We start from the raw sequence: 21,255 nt of genomic DNA on the forward strand, positions 1-21,255 counted from the left end.
CGCCGCATCAGGCAGACCGAGTCCATCGGCTCACGACTGCTTCGCAGCCGAACGGGAGCAAGCTCCCTCGCCACAAAATGCGTCTATACCCCCGACATCGTCTGTGTTGGTTTGTGATCTTTCGGGCACCGCAAGTCCCCTTCTGGCTTGACTCAGGCTGTGAAATCGCTGGCGTGCAACGCCGTGACGCCCACCAGTGCGATTTCGAACTCGGGGGCGGCGTCGGCATCGACACTGCCGTAGAGAATGCCATCGGCAAAGCGCAGTTGGCCGGTGGCGTCGGCAGGGTCGAAGGCGTTGGCGCCGATGAAGGTGAAGGCGTCGATAGCGGTGGTCAGCGGGTTGGCGTCCAGGCCGGTGAAGTCCAGATGATCGCCCTCGGTGCTCTTGAAACCGTTGATCACATCGCGCAGAGCGCCGGCGCCCATGTCCGACAGCGCATCAAACACGTAGGTATCCGCGCCAGTGCCTCCGGTGAGGTTGTCGGTGCCGGCACCGCCGATCAGCCGGTCATCGCCCGAACCGCCCACCAACGTATCGTTGCCCGCACCACCGTTCAGAACGTTCGCGGCGCTGTTACCCGACAGCGTGTCGGCGTAGGCGCTTCCCGTGAGGTTTTCGAAGAGCTTCACGGTGTCGAGCCCGGAGCCCACAGTGTTTTGTTGCGCTGACGTCGAGAGGCTGACGGTAACGCCAGACGCGGCGCGTTCAAAAGAAACCGTGTCATTGCCCTCGCGTCCGTCCAGCACGTTATTGCCGGCTCCGGCGAACAGCGTGTTGTCCAACGCGTTGCCCGTGCCATTGGCGGCGCCAGGGCTATCGATATATAGATGCTCGACGTTGTTGCCGAGGGTATAGGCCGCCAGGCTGCTGTGCACGCTGTCGATCCCTCCAGCCGCCGCATTGCTGTTGGTCTCGATCACGGCGTCGTCGGCGTTGTCGACATAGTAGGTGTCGTTGCCATCGCCGCCGCTCATGCTGTCGGCCCCTGCGGCACCATTGAGCACATTATTGCCGGCATTGCCGGTGATGAAGTTGTGCTGCTCATTGCCGGTGCCGTTGATGCCCGACACGCCGGTGAGCACCAGGTTCTCGAGATTGGCGCCCAGGGTCCAGCTGACCGAGGCTTGCACCGTATCGATCTGCGAGGTCGAGGTGTTGGTTTCCATCACGCGGTCGAGCGCGTTATCGACCACATAGATGTCGTTGCCATCGCCACCGGTCATGGTGTCGGCGCCCAAGGCGCCATCCAGTGTGTCGTTGCCCGAGCTGCCCACCAGGGTATCCGCCTGGTCGGTACCGGAAATCATCTTCCGGTTGTTGTCGAAAATGTCCTGCACGCTGTTGTTGTCGTTGGGGTTGCCCTGGAAGCCAAGGTCATTGGCGATGTAGTCGGCCAGGCGCTGGCCGACGATTTCCGCCGATTCCTCATGCAGGTGCCAGACGTCGTCGGGATACGTCAGCGGATCGACTTCGTGTCGCAAGGGGAGGTCGTTGTAGTCCACCGCCAGCTTGACGTCGGCGCGCTCGGCGGCAATGGCTTCCTGGGCGGCGTGGACATAGTCAGCCCCCTCGACGATGGAGGCAATCTTCTCTTCCGAATAGCCACGGGCGCGCGCCGCGTCCTGCTCGTAGTGACCGGTTTCCATCATGTACACGTCGAAGTTGCCGAACTGGGCATGCAGGTAGTCAAACACCTTTAGGGTCGCATCCTTGTAGGCCGCTGCTGCCGCTGCTTTGTCCGTGGCTTGGGCGATCTCCTGAGCGGCTTCCTCACCCTGGCCCCAAATGATGCCCATGGTGACGTTATTGATCGATTGCAGTTCGGAGCGCTGTTCGCTCAGCAGCGTCACGGCGCGCAACAGCGCAGCCCCGGGTTGGTTGGTGTCGGTCAGCCACCAGCACAACTTGAGTTCCTCGGCGCTGAGCGTCGACAGGCCGGTGACCGTGCTGCCGCCCACCGCGATGTCGATGCCGTTGCCATCGGCATCGGTGAACTGGCTGCGCACGTCATAGGGGGTGTAGCGGTCCAGGTCGTTGACCAGCATCGAGGTGCCGGACTGATTGTCGTCCTCCGTCATGCGCAGCAGGCGCGCATTGGATTGGCCGAGGGTGGGCAGGTAGAGGATGTCCTGCTGGGCGTGCTGGCCAAACACGAAGTCACTGGCGGTCAGGGTATTGAGGTAGTTGCCGCTGAGGGCGATTTCAAAGCGATTACCATTGGCATCCGCTTCGGCGGACTTGATGTAGGTCTTGTCGCCGGCCGCGTTGAGGGTGATGTACAACGTGCCATTGTGGCCATCGCCAAGGCCGACAAAGCCCAGGCCCGACACATCGATCTTGTCGACGCCCGCGGTGAAGTCATAGATCGTATCGGTGGCCGTGACACCGCCCGTGTCGTAGTCGCGGTAGCTGTCGAGCAGGTTGGTATAGCGGAAGGTATCGGCGCCGTCGCCACCATACAGCGAATCACGTCCGCCGCCGCCGTCGACGGTGTCGGTGCCAGCGCCGGCCTTGATCGTGTCGTTGCCACCGAGGCCGAGGATCAGGTCTGCACCCGCCGTGCCGTTGAGGGTTTCGGCATTGTTGGTGCCGGTGACAGTGTTGGCCACTCCCAAGGCGAAGCTATCGCTGGCCGAAGCACCGGCTGGGTCTGTGGCCTTGACCAGCACGTCGTAATTGCCGGACGCGGTGCTGGTCGGCGTGCCGGTGAAGGTCAGGTTGGTGGCATTGAAGCTCAGCCACGCGGGCAGGGCGCTGCCATCGGCCAGGGTGGCGGTGTAGCTGAGGTTGTCATTATCCGCATCGGTGAAGCTGGTGGCTGGCACCACGTAGCTGAACGGGGCGTTTTCGGTTGCGTTCTGATCCAGCAGCGGCGTGGCCAGAACCGGCGCGTGGTTGGTCGGTGACGACGTGGCGAAGACGAAGTTGGCGCTGGTCAGCTTGTCGAGGTAGTTACCGTTTAGTGCCACTTCGAAGCGGTTGCCATCGGCGTCGGCAGAAAGGGACTTGATGTAAGTCTTGGTCCCGGTACTGTTGAGCACCACGTACACGGTGTTGTTCTTGCCATCCCCCAGGCCGGTGAACCCCATGGCCGAGAGGTCGATCTTGTCGGCGGCGATATCAAAATCGGTGATCAGGTCGGCAAGGTTGGCACCACCGGTGTTGTAATTGCGATAACTGTCCAGGCGATTGGAAAACACAAAGGTGTCCGCTCCGGCGCCACCGGTGAGGGTATCCATACCGGCACCGCCGTCGAGCTTGTCGTCGCCCGCGCCGCCATTGAGGCTGTCGCTACCCGCGAGGCCGAGCAGGGTGTCGGCCGAATCACTGCCCAGCAGCGAGTCGTTGCCGCTGGTGCCGGTGAGCACACGATTGAAGATGAAATTGCTGGCGGTCAGAGTGCTGGTGAGGTTGCCCGAGAGTATCAATTCGAAGCGATTGCCACTGGCGTCGGCATCGTAGTCCTTGATGTAGGTGCGGTTAGTGCTGGCGCTGTAGCTGACTTGCAAGGTACTGCCATGGCCATTGCCCAGGCCGGTGAAACCGAGGCCGGCGAGGTCGATCTTGTCCTGGGTGACATCGAAGTCGGTGATGGTGTCATCGAAGCTTGCGGTTGCGTTGCGGTAGCTGTCGGACTGAGTGGTGAAACGGAACGTATCGGCGCCGGTACCGCCGGTGAGTTTGTCGATGCCTGCACCGCCTACCAGAATGTCGTCACCGGCCCCGCCGTTGATGGTGTCGTTGCCGGCACCGCCATAGAAAATCTCGCTGCCGGCGCTGCCCAGCAGGGTGTCGTTGCCAGCTGTGCCTTGCACGGTGATCATCGGCACCGTGTCGCTGACGTAGCTGCCGTCGCCATAGACCAGCGTCGCACCGTTGCTGGTGTGGCTGATGGTGTTGCCGATGATGGCGTTGCGATCAGTGCCGTCTTCATTGCGTTCCGCAACGCCGTAGGTCGACAGGTTGCTGCCGGTGATGATGTTGCTCTGGATGATGTTATCGCTGCCGTTGTAGTACTTGCCGGACACACCCAGGGTGTCGTTGTAGGACTGGATGATGATCTCCGGTACGGGGTTGCCCAGGGAGTTGCTGTGGAGCGTGTTGTCGATAAGCTCGACGTGGTTGCTGCCGTAGATACGGACCCCGGCGCTGGTGTTGTCGTGAATGTCGACGCCGCTGACCGTCACTTCGCTGGACATTTTGATCAGCACCCCTTCGGCGCCGTTGCCATACACCTCGCCACCGGTGATGGTGATGTTGCTGGGGGAGGGGATGTTCTCGCTGCCGCGCTGCACCACGATGCCATTGCCGCCGTTGTTGTAGGCAACGTTATTGGTGAGCGTGAAGTCGTGGGTGCTGGTCACGACGTTGAAACCGTGCCGATCGTTGTCGTAGGCGACGTTGTTTTCGAAAGTGCTGTTGCTCAGGAAGTCAGCTACGAAACCGTCCAGGCCGTTGCCGTGGGACACGCTGTTCTTGATGACCATGTTGATGGTCTGCTCGTGGGGGTCGAAACCGTAGCCGGAGCAGTCCTTGATCTCGACGCTGTCGAGGGTGACGTTGGAGTCGTAGCCTGCTTGCCCGGGAATGTAGCCGTTGAACCAACCGTCGATCTTGCCCGTGGTGCTGTCACGGTTGCCGTCGATGGTGAGCTTGCTGACGCCGAAGTCGTGGGTTTCCTCGCCGTAGGCGGAGCGGATGACTCCGGTGATCTTGGTATCGGAGCCGTCAGCCACCTTGACGGTGGTTGCGCCCATGCCGTCGCCGTACAGGTAGACGTTACTCTTGAGCATCAGGCAACCGTCGGAAGGTTCCACTCCTCCCGAAACGATATAGGTTCCGGTCGGCACGTAAACCTGCCCCCCGCCTGCGGCGGCCGCCGCATCAATTGCACGTTGTATCGCCGCTGTGTCGTCAGTGATGCCATCTCCTTTGGCGCCAAAATTTTGTACATTGAAAATCATGAGCTTATCTCCGTATCAGGCAAGAACCTCGGAAGATGCCAATATTCCATCGACAGCCAACGGTTATGACCCAGCGGAGAGCAAAAGTGTGTGACCACATATCGGGGATGTGTCAAAAAACCGGACTAACTGATTAGCGGTTGGAGGGGTGTTTCAAAAAAGTAACAGTTTGTTGGCGCTCGCTTCGGTAGCGAGCGATGGCTCTGTGGGGGCGGGTTTTCATCAGTACGGTGTTTTACGAGGTGCTATTGATAGCCCGCAGGTGCATTGCAGCAGAGTTGTATGCGCGATGTCTGAGCTTGAGCTGGACGTGTATGAACTACCAACAGTGACGCATATCGTTGTCTGAGCCACCGATCGTCATTTTGGCGGTGGTTTGTCAAAGAGAACGATGACGAGTGTAAGCAACACTACACCCACTGGCATGGCAAGAGCCTTCGAAAATCTCAGGTGCGGAGTCCCATGACATGAATATATGGCTTGGTCTCTTTCCTGTGAATCCAGTCACCAGCGGTAGAGGCCAACCTCCTAGCATGTGTTTTTCAAGCGTGTGGAGATACGGATGTTTGTATGTATTTCCAGCGCCTAAAGAGCAAACCGTGTACCCACGCTGCTTTGCTTTGGGGATGGAGACGGAATGCAGCTTACCGCCGTGGTGTGTGATGCATATGGCACTAAATGCATCACCTCGGGCCACCGACGGTATGTGGCGGTAGCCCGCATCACCAGGGAGCAGATAGTTTTTTCGCCCGCGAGGGCCTGGATAAACGGTAACGGCCAGCCCAGAGTCGTTAGTGGTCTTTCCGGTACAACGTTCAATACCCACTCCTCCCACGCGAAGATCTGAGGGAAAGTGCCTGTCCCAAATCAGGAGATTACTGCGAGCAAGTAAATCTGCTGCAAAGGCTTGCTGGATTGGTTTCTTCGGTACGGGAGGTGCAATCCATTTGGTATCGAGCGCAATGGGGTATCTGTAGGCTGACGACCAGTGATCCCAGTCCCAGTGCGAAAGGATTACTACCGGGCTCTTAGTGAAGCAAAAGCCATTATGGTTTTTGGGAAATGTTTTCGCATTTCCAAGCACACCACCACCGAAGTCTACATACAAAGAGGGAATTCTATGGTTGTTTTCTAATAAGCCTTGGCAAGCACCATGTCCTACGTCATAGATAGCGACTCCACCTGACGTTTCGACTTGTTTAAGCAAACCAGAAATGGCTTTAAGTCCAAGTTTCGAATCGTGCGAAATCATAGCCTCCTTAGGCCATCCCTTACTGCTCATGGGGCCGCTATCTGGCCAGCCCGGTTGTAATGCTTCCCGGTATTGTATAGCTACCGAAACCCCCTCGGAAAAAAGGCTCGTATATAGTGTTGAGATGATGTCGCCTACTTTCGGGGGAGCATACCCAAACTCAAACCACGCAATATCACCGGGCTGCAGCTGTTCCGGGAAGTCTGGAAGCGGATAGTCGTGTAATTCGAGTACAGACAATGGAGCGATTCGGTAAACCTCTTTCCAACTCATATCCGGATTGAGATTTTGTAGCCATGACGCATCAACGCACTCAAAATAAATAGGCTCTAAATCCTTTTCCAGGCGTGATTCTTCATTTGCCTCAGGGACCTCAATAGCGGCGTACAGTCGTCCTTTACTTGGAGCTTCAGGTGCTACCCCATTGGAGAAGAACGCGTTTCCACCTACATCGTCTCTGCTTCTGTCCATAGCCATTTTATAATTCACCTTATTGAGTCTGGGCGTAGGTCCGTGCTGCTCGAAAATGCGTGCATCGCGCGGTGGCTAAAGTAATCCGTACGTTTGTTCAACCTTCTTTGTAAGTGCGTATCCATGACCAGCAAGAAGGTCGAACTCTGACGCTTTTAGGCGGCGCAGCGTTGTAGGGAAACGACAAGAGAACTGCGCTGCAGCATCAAAAGCCGGGTTGATCAAAGGACTCGCAATGCCTAGGTAAGCCCCTCGGCCAGGGCCATTTTTAAGATAGTCTACGAATGTTCGTACTCGCAACGCTCGGGACTGTTCAGACATGATGTCTGCGATCCGCATAAGCCTCCATGGACTAAGCGATCCTGCTGTGAACCCCATGCTCAAAGGCGCGCCCGCGTCAGATACAAGTATTGCCTGTTGGCCATGTTTGGGTATTCCTCTCCCAGCATCAAAAAGCGGTTCAAGGCCTAAATTGTCGTAGACGCCACCATCGTACAAGCGCAACTTTCGAAACACTGGTGTGGTGACCCTGTTCGCGGACAATGGCGCATTCCAAGGACGCGTCAACCAAGTAAAATTGCGTGTTTTTAATGAGTAAGGGCCGATGCCCCCTGGAAACGCTGCAGATACAGCAAGTGCACCCGATAGCGGGAAATTCTCAGGATCTGCATACCCAATCGAAAAATCCCCGATACTGTCGTATTTAAAACGAAAGCGCTTTCCATTCTCTGCAGTCGTACCATTTATAGACCACTCGGGTGAAGGAGGAATGTCTGAAAGTTTGGCGTTGACCCCCCACTCATTCTGCAAACCTAACGAAAGCAGGTTTGCACGAGAAAGAAGGAAACGAAAATTTAGAGGGCTACGTAGTTGCCGTAGAGCACTGAAAAGCAAACTGCGCGAGCACATTTTCGCTCGAATACTTGGATAAATACTGCTCAAAAACACAGCGGAGGAAGGCCATTTCCAGCCTGCCTCCTGCATAATCAAGCCAACAAGCAAGCTACCACCCGATACGGTAGAAATGTGCGTAATGTCCTCTAGCATCTGTTTCTTTGCAAGGAAGTCCAAAACACCAAGATGGAACACCATTGCTCTGACCCCACCGCCAGACAATGCTAAGGAAAAACGTTTCGTAGGCGGCTCGATGAAAGGTGACTCGTCCATCCTTTTTCCCCATCAACTCGAAGAGTTCCTAGAGGAGCGACCTCGCTAGAACGTCGCTCCTCAGAATCCAAAAACGCTTACGTCCTGTCCTGCAACACGCGCCCATTTAGGTGCTTGCGTTAACCCGCGATCTTTATTGCAAGCTCAGCAACGTGTTTACCCTGGAAACGCGCGATATCCAGTTCATTTTGTGACGGTTGCCGTTTACCGTCGGCGCCTGCCAGGGTGGTCGCGCCATAGGGCGTACCGCCGGTGATCTCGCTCATGTTGGTCAGCCCGGCGCAGGTGTAAGGCACACCCACGATGACCATCCCTTGATGCAAGAGTGTGCTGTGAAACGACGTAATCGTGGTTTCCTGGCCACCGTGCTGGGTGCCGGTCGATGCAAAGACACTGCCGATTTTCCCGACCAGCGCGCCGCTCATCCACAGTCCGCCGGTCTGGTCGAGAAACGTGCGCATCTGTCCCGCCATATTGCCGAAGCGCGTCGGTGTACCAAAGATGATTGCATCGTAATTGCCCAGCTCGTCAGGTGTCGCCACCGGTGCCTTCTGGTCAAGTTTTACGCCGATGGCTGCTGCCTGTTCGGCCGGGATGGTTTCAGCGACACGCTTGAGCGTCACGTCTGCGCCGGGTACGGATCGTGCGCCTTCGGCCACTGCGCCAGCCATCGTTTCGAGGTGACCGTACATTGAGTAATAGAGAACCAGTACCTTCGCCATGATTTTTCTCCTGGATTAAGCGCCATTCGATGGATTAGGAAGATCTTGGGTTACACCACTGCCAACGAACTGCAGCGGCAGGCGTAGCACTCGGTCACGAACAAAACGGCGGCTCACACCCACCCGACTGCAGGGACTTTGACGGCATGCGGATTAACACTAGCAGCTCCGTATGCTGCCTGCCGGGCAGTCAGGGAAGCTATTCGATTGATGGCAGATGGCAGCACGTGTAGCGGGGAAGGGCGCGCAGCTAAGAGGGTATCTGTTATCGGTAATTTACTTCACTCAATGCTCATCGCCATGTGAATGGATGGTCAGGGCACCCGGTACCCAGCCATTAAAAAAAGCCCCCCTTACTCCCGGATATCATGATTTTTCACAAGCATGAGCTTTCCATATAGTCCTCCCAAGCCCACTTGGAACACGGCTGTGTTTCCCTTGATGCGAGAGAACTTTATGGAAAATAAGAAACGCGCCGTCCAGGCTTCAGACATTGGGATGGGGACTCGAGTCGTATGGGGAGGAGAGCAGGTTCAACATCCCTACAATTCCACGCAGACACCCATCGTGGTCAGTGCTGCCTATGGCTATGACGATATCGATAAGTGGTATGACGTGGCATTGGGAAAAGAGCCAGGCTTCATTTACAGCCGGATGAGCAATCCCACTGTCTGCGTCTTGGAAGATAAACTCTGTGAGCTCGAAAACGCAGAGTCGGCTGTAGCTTTCAGTACCGGAATGGCTGCTATCAGCGGTGTACTACACACCTTCCTGTCCTATGGGCAGCGTGTGATATCTACACGTGACAGCTACGGTGGTACGAACAAGATTTTTGAGGAGTTCCTTCCACGTATGGGTGTGGAGGTAACCCTTTGCGATACGCTCGACACTGTGGCACTTGAGCTGGAGATCGCTAAAGGCTGCAGCGTCCTGTACCTGGAAACACCCACGAACCCAACGCTGAAAATCGTTGATATCCGGCGCCTTGTGGCAGCGGCGAAGCGAGTGGGCGCTTTGGTTGTTGCGGACAATACATTCGCGACGCCACTGAATCAGAATCCGCTCGCCTTGGGCGTTGATGTGGTTGTGCACAGCGCGACCAAATTCCTGTCCGGTCATGGTGATGTACTCGGCGGCGTGGTTTGCGGCGCCGAGCATCTGATGTCTAAAGTTCGCCATTACCGCGAAATCAATGGTGCCTCGCTGGATCCTTTTTCGGCATATCTAATCATCCGAGGCATCAAGACTCTGGCTCTGCGTCTTCGCCAGCAACAGGCGAGCGCGATGCTTTTGGCCGAGTACCTCTGTACCGAGCCGCTGGTCGAATCGGTGAACTATCCGGGGTTGCCTCAACATCCTGGTCATGACATCGCTCGTTCGCAAATGAACGGATTCGGAGCCATCGTCAGCTTCGTGCTGAAAGGAGGCATGGACACGGTGACTCGTTTGCTGCCGCTGCTCAGATATGCGCATCGGGCGGGTAATTTGGGCGCTGTCGAGACCATCTATGGGCCGGCTCGGACGACCAGTCACGTGGAAAATACCTTGGAAGAACGTCAGGCACTTGGAATCTCCGAAGGTTTGGTTCGAATATCCGTAGGTATTGAAGATTCAACAGATTTATTGGCTGACCTAAAACAAGCTTTCGCTTTAGTGCGAGGTAAACATGGTGATACGAGCTTTAACGCTGATAGTGCCCAACGTTTCATTGAGGTAGAAACCTGAATACGGGCAGGACGCTCGAGATTCATCTTAAGCCCTTCATGAAGAATGAAAATAATAAAATCCAGCGACGACAAATTTGTACTGCCCAACAGCCAGTTATAAGGCGTTTGTCCGAACATTTCATGAGAATAAAACTATGTCCACGCATATTGAAGATCATCAGTCCGACCCAAACTCGCGTTTCAAAAAGGAAATGCAAACACGCCACATCGTTATGTTGGCACTGGGCGGTGTGATCGGTACGGGGTTATTCCTTACCTCCGGTTACACGGTTAATCAGGCAGGGCCACTCGGTGCAGTGATTGCTTACATCATCGGGGCAGTGATGGTGTATTTAGTCATGGTCTGTCTCGGTGAGTTGGCTGTACAGATGCCAGAAACCGGATCTTTCAGTAGTTACGCAACGCGATACCTGGGCCCAGGCACAGGCTATACAGTGGCCTGGCTTTACTGGCTCACTTGGGCAGTAGCTATCGGTTCAGAGTTCACTGCTGCGGGCATACTGATGGTTCGGTGGTTTCCTGATACACCGGTCTGGATTTGGAGTGCGCTGTTTGCCATCGCCGTTTTCTTAAGCAACGTTGTTTCTGTTCGGTGGTTTGCGGAGACTGAATTTTGGCTTTCGCTGATTAAGGTGCTGACCGTTATCACATTCATTGTGATCGGCGGAGCGGCAATTTTCGGTCTTATTCAAGTACAGAGTTTGCAGGGTGCGGGACTTTCCAACTTCACACGTGAGGGGCTTTTTCCTACTGGGTTTTTACCCATTGCAATGACCCTCCTGGCTGTTTCATTCGCATTTTCCGGAACTGAGCTGATCGGGATTGCGGCAGGTGAAGCGCAAGATCCACAAACTAGCGTGCCCAAGGCAATCCGCACGACAGTGGTACGTTTGGCGCTGTTCTTCGTGGGGACCATTTTCGTCCTTGCGACGTTACTGCCACGAGAGCAAGCGGGGCTCGTAGAAAGTCCGTTCGTGATGGTGTTTGAGCTGATTGGCATCCCATACTCTGCCGACATTATGAACTTCGTCATTCTCACGGCACTGATTTCAGCCGCTAACTCGGGGCTGTATGCAGCATCGCGCATGCTGTGGACATTGAGCGATCAAGGACATATGCCTAAGCGCTACGCCAGGCTCTCCAGTCGTGGCACACCGGTGAACGCCATCGTGCTTAGTATGGCGGGTGCAGTGGCTTCTCTGCTCAGCAGTGTGTTTGCCCCTGATACGGTTTACTTGGCCTTGGTGTCCATCTCCGGTCTGGCGGTCGTGGTCGTGTGGATGAGCATTGCTGCCAGCCAGATCGCGTTCCGTCGTCAATACGTTGCTAATGGCGGACGAGTTGAAGACCTGCATTTCCGTGTACGCGGCTATCCATGGGTGCCTATCGGTGCACTGTTGTGTTGTCTGCTGGCCTGTGTGGGTATCGCTTTTGATCCTGAGCAGCGAGTGGCGCTTTACTTCGGCCTGCCCTTTATCGCGTGGTGTTACTTCGTTTACTGGATCACTCGAAACAAGAGAGCAGAGCGGTTGGCCTTAGCCGCAGCAGTTCATTCCTCTGGCACCGCGTGAGTTTTTCAGGCAATGATCGAGCATAGATAAAGCCCTGATGAGGTTGCGCCGATGAGTCAAAAGTCACTACCACCCTTGAACTGGTTGAGGGCATTCGAAGTATCGGCGCGTTGTTTAAACTTTACCCACGCGGCGCAAGAACTCCATTTGACTCAAGGGGCTGTGAGTCAGCAGATCCGTCAGTTAGAAAGTCACCTCGGTGTGGCGCTGTTCAAGCGCTTACCTCGAGGACTTGGCTTGACCGAGGAAGGGCAGTCGTATCTGCCTGTCGTACAAGACGCGATCAGTCGCCTTGCAGTCGGCACAAACGAGATTTTCGGCCAGCGCAATCGAAGACATTTGAAGGTGCGTGGCAGCCTTTCCTTTCTTCACTATTGGTTGGCCCCCCGACTCGCAGATTTTTGTCGGGAGTATCCCCAGATTGATATTCGATACATCAGCAATATTTGGGTGAAAGAACCGGACGGCGAGGATGACCTGGAGATTCGCTGGGGATGCGGTGAGTGGTCGGGCTTGCACGCTCAGCGATTGACTTGGGACATCCTTCAGCCTGTTTGCTCTCCAAAGCTCATGGCCAGTTCACCCATACATGAGCCTCGCGACTTGATGAACCATTCTCTGCTTCATGTGTTGGGGTACGAAGAAGGTTGGGGCTACTGGTTAAAACGAGTTGGTGCAGACGACGTCGACTACTCCCGTGGCCTTCAGTTTGACACGCTGATTTCCACGATCCGCATGGCCGAATTGGGGCAGGGCGTTGCGCTGGCACGGTCTTCCGTGGTCGAGGATTTGCTTAAGAACGGGCAATTGGTTGCGCCATTCAATCACCGAATCGAGGCAAGCGAATCCTTTTATCTGGTGCACGAACAGAGCGAAGTGCTCTCGCCTGATGCCGCACATTTTTCTACCTGGCTGGTGGCTCAAGCCCATCGCCTTTTGTAAAACTGATTTGGAGTTGCCATGGATTATGTAAGCACTCGCGGCGGCGACATGCGTGCTGATTTTCGCAGTGTGGTTCTGTCTGGGCTCGCCGAAAATGGTGGTCTCTATGTCCCAGCCAGTTTGCCTGTCTTCACCGAGAAACAAATTGCCAGCTGGTCGTGGCTGCCGTTTGATGAGTTGGTTTGGCGAGTGATTTCGCCTTTTGTTGGCTCCTCCATAGACGAAAGCACCCTGCGTGCCTTGCTCAGTGACAGCTATCAACAATTCAAACACCGCGCTATTACGCCGCTTGAGCAGATCGGGCATAACGAGTGGATACTCCAGCTGTTTCATGGCCCGACCGGTTCTTCCAAGGATTTCGCCGCGCAATTGCAGTCGCGCCTGGTTGAGCATTTTCTGGAAGAGGTCGGTAAAGAAGCGTTGGTAGTCGGTGCAACTAACGGTGATACCGGCGTCGCGGCGCTTGAAGCCTTTGCTAACTGTCCGGCCGCCCGCATGGCGATACTGTATCCGCGCGACGGGCTTGCGCCTGAGCAACTCAGTGCTTTGCAGGCAGCCGACCCGCAGCGGGTTCAGCTGTTTCCGGTTGACGGTAATTTCGATGATTGCCAGACGCTGGTCTCCCGACTCTTGCGTGAGTGGCCGTTGGACGGAGTGTTGCCGGTCTGTTTCAACTCGACCAATTGGATCGGCGTCCTGGCCCAGATCGTTTTTTACTTCCATGCGGCCTTGCAACTGGGCGGTGGCTCGCGTCCCGTTGGCTTTAGCGTTCCAGCTGCCAGCTCGGCCGAAATCTACGCTGGTTACATTGCGCAGAAAATGGGATTACCGATCAATCAGGTGATCATTTCCACCAACAGCAATGATGCCCTGCACCAGTTTTTTCATTGCAATCGCTACTCCACCCGGATGACTAATCGAACCGTGTCGCCGGCGATGGACTTCTCGTTGTTTTCCAACCTGGAGCGGTTTATCTGGGAGGTTTACGAACACGATGGCTGCTCAACAAAAGCACTGATGGAGCATTTTGAAAGTTGCGGAGAAATGAGCATCGGCAACCAGCAATGGCTACGTGCTCGAGTACTCTTCGATTCCTATGCCGTACACGAATCCCAGGTGCGTGATGAAGTAGTCGAACTGTTCCGAGAGACAGGCTCGGCCATCGATCCTCACACCGCTGTCGGTGTACTGGCCGGCAGGCTTCATCGACGCAGCCTGGGCGCGCCGATGGTTACCTTCGGGCAAATTGCGCCGGCCAAGTCAGCGGCGCTGTTGGCCGAACTGGGCGTCTGGCAAGCAAGCGTTCCGAGCACTGTCGAGGTGCGCGCGCAACCACCGTACCTGGCCAAGGGCGATCTGGACGGTCTGTGCCAGGCTCTTCGTCTGGCGCAGCAGAGGTCTGCATGAAGCGCATTCTGGATCCGTTGGACGAACGCATACTGGCCGAACTTACCGCCAATGCGCGAATAGCCCATATCGAACTGGGCGCCAAGATCAACTTGTCACGCAATGCAGTGCGCCAACGCATCGAGCGCCTTGAGCGCGACGGTGCGATCCAGGGCTATACGGTACTGCTCGGTGAGTCGCGGCGGCCTACGTCACTTATCAGCGCGGTGATCTTTGTCTACCGCTACGACCGCATGCGTGGCGAAGAAGTCCTGACTGCGCTGCGCTCCATTCCCGAAGTGGTGCAATGTGAAGTACTCAGTGGTGAGTTCGATTTAATGCTGCGTGTGAATGCTGCCACACCTGAACGTGTCCATCTCGTGTGGAAGGAAATCGCGGCCATGCCAGGGGTGGAAAACACCGTGACATCGTTCGTCCTTTCTGCGGTGTTTTGACAACATCGTGCTTGGGCAAAACGCCCAATTAATACAGCACTCTGCCATATTCAACTGCCAAAGCCCGGCTCTTAAGCTGTTCCTATCGAACAACATCAATATAGGAACAGCGGTTATGACTGAGTACAAAATTGCCTTGGTAGGGTTTGGTGGCGTGAACCGTGGCTTCGCCCAATTGGTCGCCGATCGTAATGCCGAATGGAAAGAGGCCCTGGGCTTCACTATCAAAATTGTCGGTGTCACCGATCTGTTCCTCGGCTCCATCGTTGCCAAGGACGGTCTGGATGCAAAGCTGTTGGTTGCGCTGCCGGTTGAGAAAGGCGCACTCGCTCAACTGCCCGGCGGCAATGCCGAGGCCTTCAACGAAACCGTGATCAAGCATTCCGGTGCAGACATCATCGCTGAGGCCACTTTTACCAATCCGGTGGATGGCGAGCCTGCAACTACCTTTTGCCGCTGGGCCTTGGAAAGCGGCACTCATGTAGTGACCACCAATAAGGGGCCTATCGCGCTGCACGGTGCCGAGCTCAAGGCGTTGGCCCGTCGCAACCAGGTCGCCTTCGAATACGAGGGAGCGGTGATGAGTGGCACCCCCGTGATTCGTCTGGCCAGGCAGGCTCTGGCGGGTGCCAACGTGCAAGGCTTCGAAGGCATCCTGAACGGCACTTCCAACTACGTGCTCACCCGGATGAAAGACGGCCTGGCATTCAACGATGCCGTCGTACAAGCGCAACAACTCGGCTACGCCGAGGCAGATCCAACCGCCGATGTGGAAGGGTTTGACGTACGCCTCAAGGTGGTGATCCTGGCCAACGAACTGCTCGATGCACGACTGAATGTCAGCGATGTAGCGTGCTCGGGTATCAGCAATATCAGCGCGCAAGATATTGCCCAGGCAAGTGCCAATGGCGCGAGCTGGAAACTGATTGGCTCAGCCGATCGTGCAGCAGATGGCTCGGTTCGAGCGAGTGTGGAAGCTCGGTTACTATCGAACTCACATCCTCTTGCCGGAATCAGCGGTGCTACGAATGCCGTGTCATTCAATACCGAATTGCTGGGAGCTGTCACAGTGTCCGGGCCTGGGGCAGGGCGTATCGAGACGGCCTTCGCATTGCTGTCGGACATCGTCGCCATCCACACCGCCCACGGCAAATAACAGGAGATAGTCATGAGCGTATCCAGCATGGCCAGTATCCAGCTTGTTGAAGTCAAACAGATTGATGTGTTCAGTCCATTCGATGGTCGCCTGGTGGGAAGCGTCCCTTGCCTCGATGCAACCGCTGTTCCTGGCTTGCTGGAGCGTGCGCGAATTGGCGTGCGTGAGAGCGCGGCAATGCCTCGTCACCTGCGTGCGCGCATTCTTGAGGAGGCGGCCCGACGTGTAGAGCTTGAGACTGAAGCGTTTGCCAAACTCATTGTTGCAGAGGCGGGGAAGACGCTGCGACAAGCAGAGAAGGAAGTGAAACGTTGTGTGAACACGCTGAAGCTATCGGCGGAAGAGGCTCGTCGTAACGCCGGGGAAGTGATTCCATTTGAGGCATATGAAGGCTCCGAATCGCGCCAGGGCTGGTTCACTCGGGAACCGTTGGGGCTTATCGTCGCGATCACTCCCTACAACGATCCGCTGAACCTGGTCGCCCATAAACTTGGCCCCGCCATCGCCGGTGGTAATGCTGTGATCCTGAAGCCCTCAGAGCTCGCACCGTTGTCTGCTCTCAAGCTGGTTGAGTGCCTGGTGGAAGCGGGTCTGCCTCCGTCTGTGGTAACCCTGGCGACCGGTGGCGTCGATCTGGGTAAAGCATTGGTGGAGGTTCGTGAAGTTCGGATGATTTCCTTTACGGGCGGTTTTGCCACAGGTGAGGCCATTGCTCGTAGTGCAGGGTTGAAGAAGCTAGCGATGGATCTGGGAGGAAATGCCCCGGTTCTCGTGCTTGAAGATTGCGATATCGAACCGACTGTTGAGTCCTGCGTGTCTGGCGCCTTTTGGGCAGCAGGGCAGAATTGCATCGGCACTCAACGCATCCTTGTACATCGTTCAATTTATGAGGACTTCCGTGAGCGTTTTGTCAGCCAAACGCGTGCCTTGGTAGTGGGTGATCCTGACCAGCGAACAACGGATGTAGGCCCGATGATTACGGAACAGGCGGCCCGTCGTACCGAGCAATTGGTGAATGAAGCACTGACCGAGGGGGCCGTTCTTCTGTGTGGGCACCATCGCGAAGTGGGAAGCTATGCGCCGACCGTGCTGGAGCGTGTAAGCCATAACAGTCGGATCTGGCAGCAGGAAGTCTTCGCGCCGGTTGTCATCCTGGAGCCTTTTGACCACCTGGATGATGCTGTTGCTCTGGCCAATGCTCCGGAGTACAGCTTGCATGCGGGACTCTTCACACGTGATCTTTCCAAGGCCTTGAAATTGGCGCGGCAAATTCAAGCCGGTGGAGTGATGATCAATGACTCTTCCGATTATCGTTTTGATGCCATGCCTTTCGGTGGCTTCAAGTACGGAAGTCTGGGGCGAGAAGGTGTCCGGTTTGCCTATGAGGACATGACGCAGCCCAAAGTGGTCTGCATCAATGAAATGGGTTGAGCCATCAAGGTAGCTAATTACCGTCGACCGTTACATCGGGTGAAGTTGCTCGTCCAGTGACACCCGATGTTTTTTCTCAATGCTCATGGGCATGCGAATGGATGGTCAGGGCGCCCGGTACCTTGGTGCGTTCGAGCCCCCCATGCTCCAGCCACCAGAGGGTCTGCTCATAGGCACGCTGCAACAAAGATTCGGTCTGGTCAAAGTTGAACACCGAGACATCTACAGGGCACAAGGGCGGGACGATGTGCAGGCTGGTGAGCGTGCGGAAGTGTTCGATGTCGCTCACCAGTTGGCGCATGCTCATCAGATTGACGGTGTGCAAGGCCAAGGCGACCAGGCCTCGGGGCGGTTGTGTCAGGGCGCAACTCACCCCGGTGGGGATGACCACGACGTTGGTGGCTCCCAAGGCTACGGCAGTCGAAATAGGTGTATTGCTTGCCACGCCGCCGTCAACCAGGAACCGATCGGCGATTTGTACGCAGGGGAACACCAGTGGGATGGCAGCGCTGGCCAGTAAAGCCTGCTCAAGTTCACCACTGGACAAAACCGTCTCGGCGCCACTGAGCAGGTCGGTGGTGACGATGTGCAGGGGCAGCGCCGCATCCTCAATGCGATGAATGGGCAGTGCCTTACCCAGCAATCGGTGCAAGGCCGCCGGCTGCAACAGAAAACCACGCCGTTTGAGCAGTCCTCTACAGGTGTCGAGCCAGGAGAGGGGAAAGATGTCCGTTTTACTCAGCCCGCGCCAGAATCCGGCGAGCGCCTCGACGCCATCGGAATCGGGCCTTGCGGCAAAGTAGGCACCGTTGATAGCGCCTACCGAAGCGCCAACCACCAAGTCGAATCTAACATTGGCCTCGACCAAGGCCCGCAACATCCCCACCTGCACCGCACCCAAGCTGCCGCCGCCAGCGAATACGATTGCGGTTTTGGTCGCCATGGTTGAAGTCTCGATGCGCAAATGTATCGAATGAGTGTAGCTGGCGGGTTGGTGTTGCTTCCGGGTGCTCGCCACATGATCGAGACGTGGCAAGCTTCACTTGGTGACTGCTATTAGGAAACATCCCACCGAAGTGTGGAAGTGTCGTTCAGGCCGCCCGATGTGCAAAAACACATAGCGGCCTTGCTCACGAGATCCAACCGCGGTCCGGAAAAGAAACCGCGGCGACCGATCAATCAGGCGGCGGGGAGCAGGCCTTTCTGTCTGGCGACATGAGTCGCCATGGCGTCCATCAACTCCGGGGACAGGCAGTCATAGGGTTCCAGGCCGATCGAGCGCAAGCGCTCGCGGATAGCCTTCATTTGCGCTGGAGGTGTGCCGGTTTCGATGATGGAGGACACGAACGCCGCAAATCCCGGCGCTGCCCATCCGCTCTGTGGCGAAAGCTCGGTGTGGACGAAGTCCAGGCCATAAAACGCATGGTCCTTGTTCTCGATGCGCCCAAAGAGATGGGCGTGACACTGCTTGCAGGCGTGGCGTTGGATGGTGGCGGATTCGTCGACAATCGCCAGTTTTTCGCCGTGGGCAATGACGCTGACCTTATCTCGAGGCACCACGGCGATAACGGCGAATGTCGCGTTTTTGGGTTTCCAGCATTTGCTGCAGCCGCACGCGTGGTTATACAAAGTTTGTGCGTCGATCTTGACCTCGACCTTGTCGGTCGCACACAGGCATTGCAGGGTGCCACCTGTAAAATTCGCGGCGGCGGGCTGGATACCATTGTCCAGTGCAGGGTGAAGTTGCAAGGTGCTCATGCTGGCGTCTCCGTTTCAGGGTGTCGGACAAAAGTGCCTGGGGCCGCGCCCCAGACCCGGTAATTCATCGGAACTCGATGACGGCGCGGATCGATTTGTCTTCATGCATCAGATCGAACCGCGGCGGATTTCGAAAAGGACACAGTGCATAAACGAGTGACCTCCTTCGGTGCGACCGGTCAGTTACCCAGATCAAGAATAGTCTGTGATGACGCATCGAGCGCGGCCAGGGCCAGCGCTCGGGCGAGTGTGCCCCGGCAACCCAATCCTCAGGGCGACCTGCCTAAGCGCCATACCTCAAACTTCGCAACACCCTCAAAGCAACCATTCAATGGCAGAATCTCCTCAACTTGATCGTTTTTGGAGAACACCATGCTTCGTGCGTTTGAACGAAGGCTCGACCCCTTTCCTCCTGACGAGGTACCACCGCCACCCGACGGCCTGGCTCGCTTCCTGTGGGCCTGTACGCGGGGAGCCCGCGGTTACATCCTTGCGTTTGCGCTGCTCAGTGCCGGTGTGTCGATTTACGAAGCCTGGCTGTTTTCCTTCCTCGGGCAGGTCGTGGACCTGCTCTCGACCTGGCAGGCAGGCGGTGAAGCGGCTGCGCAGGAAAGTCGCGTGTTGTGGGGCATGGGCATCGTCATGGTGACCAGCGTCGGGCTAGTCGCGTTGCGCACTATGGTGCAGCACCAGATATTGGCGATTAACTTGCCGTTGCGACTGCGCTGGGACTTCCATCGCCTGATGCTGCGGCAAAGCCTTTCGTTTTTTTCTGATGAGTTTTCCGGCCGGGTCACTACCAAGGTGATGCAGACTGCGCTAGCGGTGCGCGACATGCTATTCACCCTGATCGAGATCGCCCCCGGGATCGGGGTGTATTTCATCGCGATCATCGCACTGGCCGGCGGCTTCGCCCTGAAACTGATGCTGCCTTTCGTTGCCTGGGTCGTGTTGTTCGGGCTGGCCATGTGGTACTTCGTGCCCCGCTTGGGGAAAGTCGGGCAGGAACAGGCCAATGCGCGGTCGATGATGACCGGGCGTATCTCGGATGCCTACACGAACATCACTACGGTAAAGCTGTTCTCCCACTCCAATCGTGAAGCGCATTTCGCGCGTGCAGCGATGGAGGATTTCAAACAAACCGGCTTTCGCCAGATGCGCCTGGTCAGCCAGTTCGAGATCGTCAATCAGGCATTGGTGGTGGCATTGATCATGGCAGCAGGGGGTTATGCCCTGTGGCTATGGCACCAGGGTGAGGTCGGCGCAGGTGCCGTGGCGGCCATCACCGCCATGGCGTTGCGTATCAATGGCATGTCGCACTGGATCATGTGGCAAATGACCTCGCTGTTCGAGAGCATAGGCACCGTGCAGGATGGCATGGCAACCCTTACCCGCGGCCCAAAGGTGCAGGATGCGCCGGACGCTGGCGTCCTGGTGACCTCCGGTGGGGCGGTCACCTTCGATAAGGTGAGCTTCAACTACAGTGGCGAACGCCAGGTGCTCGATGGCCTGAGCCTGCACATCCGTCCGGGCGAAAAAATCGGCCTGGTGGGCCGCTCTGGCGCTGGCAAATCCACGCTTATCAACTTGCTGCTGCGCTTTTATGACGTCGACAGCGGGGAGATTCGCATCGATGGCCAAAACATCGCACAAGTGACGCAAGACAGCCTGCGCGGCGCCATTGGCATGGTCACGCAGGATACCTCCCTGCTGCACCGTTCCATTCGCGACAACATCGCCTACGGCCGCCCCGATGCAACCGACGCGCAAATCCGCAGCGCCGCGGCCAATGCCCAGGCCGATGAGTTCATCAGTCAACTGAGCGACCGGCAAGGCCATACCGGTTACGACACCCTTGTGGGTGAGCGCGGCATCAAGCTGTCGGGCGGCCAGCGCCAACGCGTCGCGATTGCCCGGGTGATGCTCAAGAATGCCCCGATCCTGCTTCTTGACGAGGCCACCAGCGCGCTGGACTCGGAAGTCGAAGTGGCCATACAGGAAAGCCTCGATGAAATGATGCAGGGCAAAACTGTGATCGCCATCGCCCATCGACTGTCCACCATTGCGGCCATGGACCGGCTCATCGTCATGGACAACGGACGCATCATCGAACAGGGCACCCACACCGAATTGCTCGGGAAGAACGGCATCTATGCGCGACTGTGGCAGCATCAAAGCGGCGGGTTTCTGGGTGAGGATCAGGGCGTGGTCGAGGCTATGGATCAGGTGTGAGCGTGAAGAGGGCGCAGC

Annotated in this window: 14 protein-coding genes; 8 read left to right on the forward strand and 6 right to left on the reverse strand. The window is 56.6% G+C overall.

Going from position 1 to position 21,255, the window contains the following annotated elements; all coding sequences use genetic code 11:
* Positions 1 to 152: 152 nt before the first annotated feature.
* The 4 genes from ACCC96_RS22640 to wrbA form a co-directional block, all read right to left on the reverse strand.
* The gene (locus tag ACCC96_RS22640) at positions 153 to 4,967 is read right to left on the reverse strand and encodes a M10 family metallopeptidase C-terminal domain-containing protein (RefSeq protein WP_413696955.1); all 4,815 of its coding nucleotides are present in this window, start codon (positions 4,965 to 4,967) and stop codon (positions 153 to 155) included.
* Between the two features lie 379 nt (positions 4,968 to 5,346).
* The gene (locus ACCC96_RS22645) at positions 5,347 to 6,696 is read right to left on the reverse strand and encodes a hypothetical protein (protein WP_413696956.1); all 1,350 of its coding nucleotides are present in this window, start codon (positions 6,694 to 6,696) and stop codon (positions 5,347 to 5,349) included.
* 69 nt (positions 6,697 to 6,765) lie between these two features.
* The gene (locus tag ACCC96_RS22650; protein ID WP_413696957.1) at positions 6,766 to 7,857 is read right to left on the reverse strand and encodes a patatin-like phospholipase family protein; all 1,092 of its coding nucleotides are present in this window, start codon (positions 7,855 to 7,857) and stop codon (positions 6,766 to 6,768) included.
* Between the two features lie 119 nt (positions 7,858 to 7,976).
* The gene (gene wrbA, locus ACCC96_RS22655; protein ID WP_007938311.1) at positions 7,977 to 8,579 is read right to left on the reverse strand and encodes an NAD(P)H:quinone oxidoreductase; all 603 of its coding nucleotides are present in this window, start codon (positions 8,577 to 8,579) and stop codon (positions 7,977 to 7,979) included.
* A 456-nt stretch (positions 8,580 to 9,035) separates the two neighbouring features.
* On the opposite strand from wrbA, the gene ACCC96_RS22660 reads away from it, so the two are divergent.
* The 7 genes from ACCC96_RS22660 (at position 9,036) to ACCC96_RS22690 (ending at position 17,247) form a co-directional block, all read left to right on the forward strand.
* Positions 9,036 to 10,304, forward strand: coding sequence for a cystathionine gamma-synthase family protein (locus tag ACCC96_RS22660; protein WP_413696958.1), 1,269 nt, complete (start codon positions 9,036 to 9,038; stop codon positions 10,302 to 10,304).
* A 136-nt stretch (positions 10,305 to 10,440) separates the two neighbouring features.
* Positions 10,441 to 11,877, forward strand: coding sequence for an amino acid permease (locus tag ACCC96_RS22665; RefSeq protein WP_413696959.1), 1,437 nt, complete (start codon positions 10,441 to 10,443; stop codon positions 11,875 to 11,877).
* A 51-nt stretch (positions 11,878 to 11,928) separates the two neighbouring features.
* A complete protein-coding gene (locus ACCC96_RS22670; protein WP_413696960.1) occupies positions 11,929 to 12,819 on the forward strand; it encodes a LysR substrate-binding domain-containing protein in 891 nt (296 codons plus the stop codon).
* Between the two features lie 18 nt (positions 12,820 to 12,837).
* Entirely contained in the window at positions 12,838 to 14,226 is a 1,389-nt protein-coding gene (thrC, locus tag ACCC96_RS22675) for a threonine synthase (RefSeq protein WP_413696961.1), read from the forward strand.
* A complete protein-coding gene (locus ACCC96_RS22680) occupies positions 14,223 to 14,660 on the forward strand; it encodes an Lrp/AsnC family transcriptional regulator (RefSeq protein WP_018925939.1) in 438 nt (145 codons plus the stop codon). Before thrC ends, ACCC96_RS22680 begins: the two co-directional genes overlap by 4 nt.
* Before the next feature lie 115 nt (positions 14,661 to 14,775).
* Positions 14,776 to 15,816, forward strand: coding sequence for a homoserine dehydrogenase (locus ACCC96_RS22685; RefSeq protein WP_413696962.1), 1,041 nt, complete (start codon positions 14,776 to 14,778; stop codon positions 15,814 to 15,816).
* Positions 15,817 to 15,828: 12 nt separating this feature from the next.
* Entirely contained in the window at positions 15,829 to 17,247 is a 1,419-nt protein-coding gene (locus ACCC96_RS22690; RefSeq protein WP_413696963.1) for an aldehyde dehydrogenase family protein, read from the forward strand.
* Between the two features lie 76 nt (positions 17,248 to 17,323).
* Here ACCC96_RS22690 and ACCC96_RS22695 read toward each other — a convergent pair whose 3' ends face one another.
* Together ACCC96_RS22695 and gfa are read right to left on the reverse strand one after the other, a co-directional pair.
* Positions 17,324 to 18,190: a patatin-like phospholipase family protein gene (locus tag ACCC96_RS22695; RefSeq protein ID WP_413696964.1), complete on the reverse strand. Its 867-nt coding sequence runs from the start codon at positions 18,188 to 18,190 to the stop codon at positions 17,324 to 17,326.
* A 236-nt stretch (positions 18,191 to 18,426) separates the two neighbouring features.
* Positions 18,427 to 19,005, reverse strand: a complete 579-nt coding sequence (gene gfa / locus ACCC96_RS22700; protein ID WP_413696965.1) for an S-(hydroxymethyl)glutathione synthase — start codon at positions 19,003 to 19,005, stop codon at positions 18,427 to 18,429.
* Positions 19,006 to 19,377: 372 nt separating this feature from the next.
* Here gfa and ACCC96_RS22705 point away from each other — a divergent pair, with 372 nt between their 5' ends.
* A complete protein-coding gene (locus ACCC96_RS22705) occupies positions 19,378 to 21,237 on the forward strand; it encodes an ABC transporter ATP-binding protein (RefSeq protein WP_413696966.1) in 1,860 nt (619 codons plus the stop codon).
* The last annotated feature ends 18 nt before the right edge of the window (positions 21,238 to 21,255 follow it).

The organism is Pseudomonas sp. Pseusp11, from assembly GCF_047304405.1.
Classification (GTDB): Bacteria; Pseudomonadota; Gammaproteobacteria; order Pseudomonadales; family Pseudomonadaceae; genus Aquipseudomonas.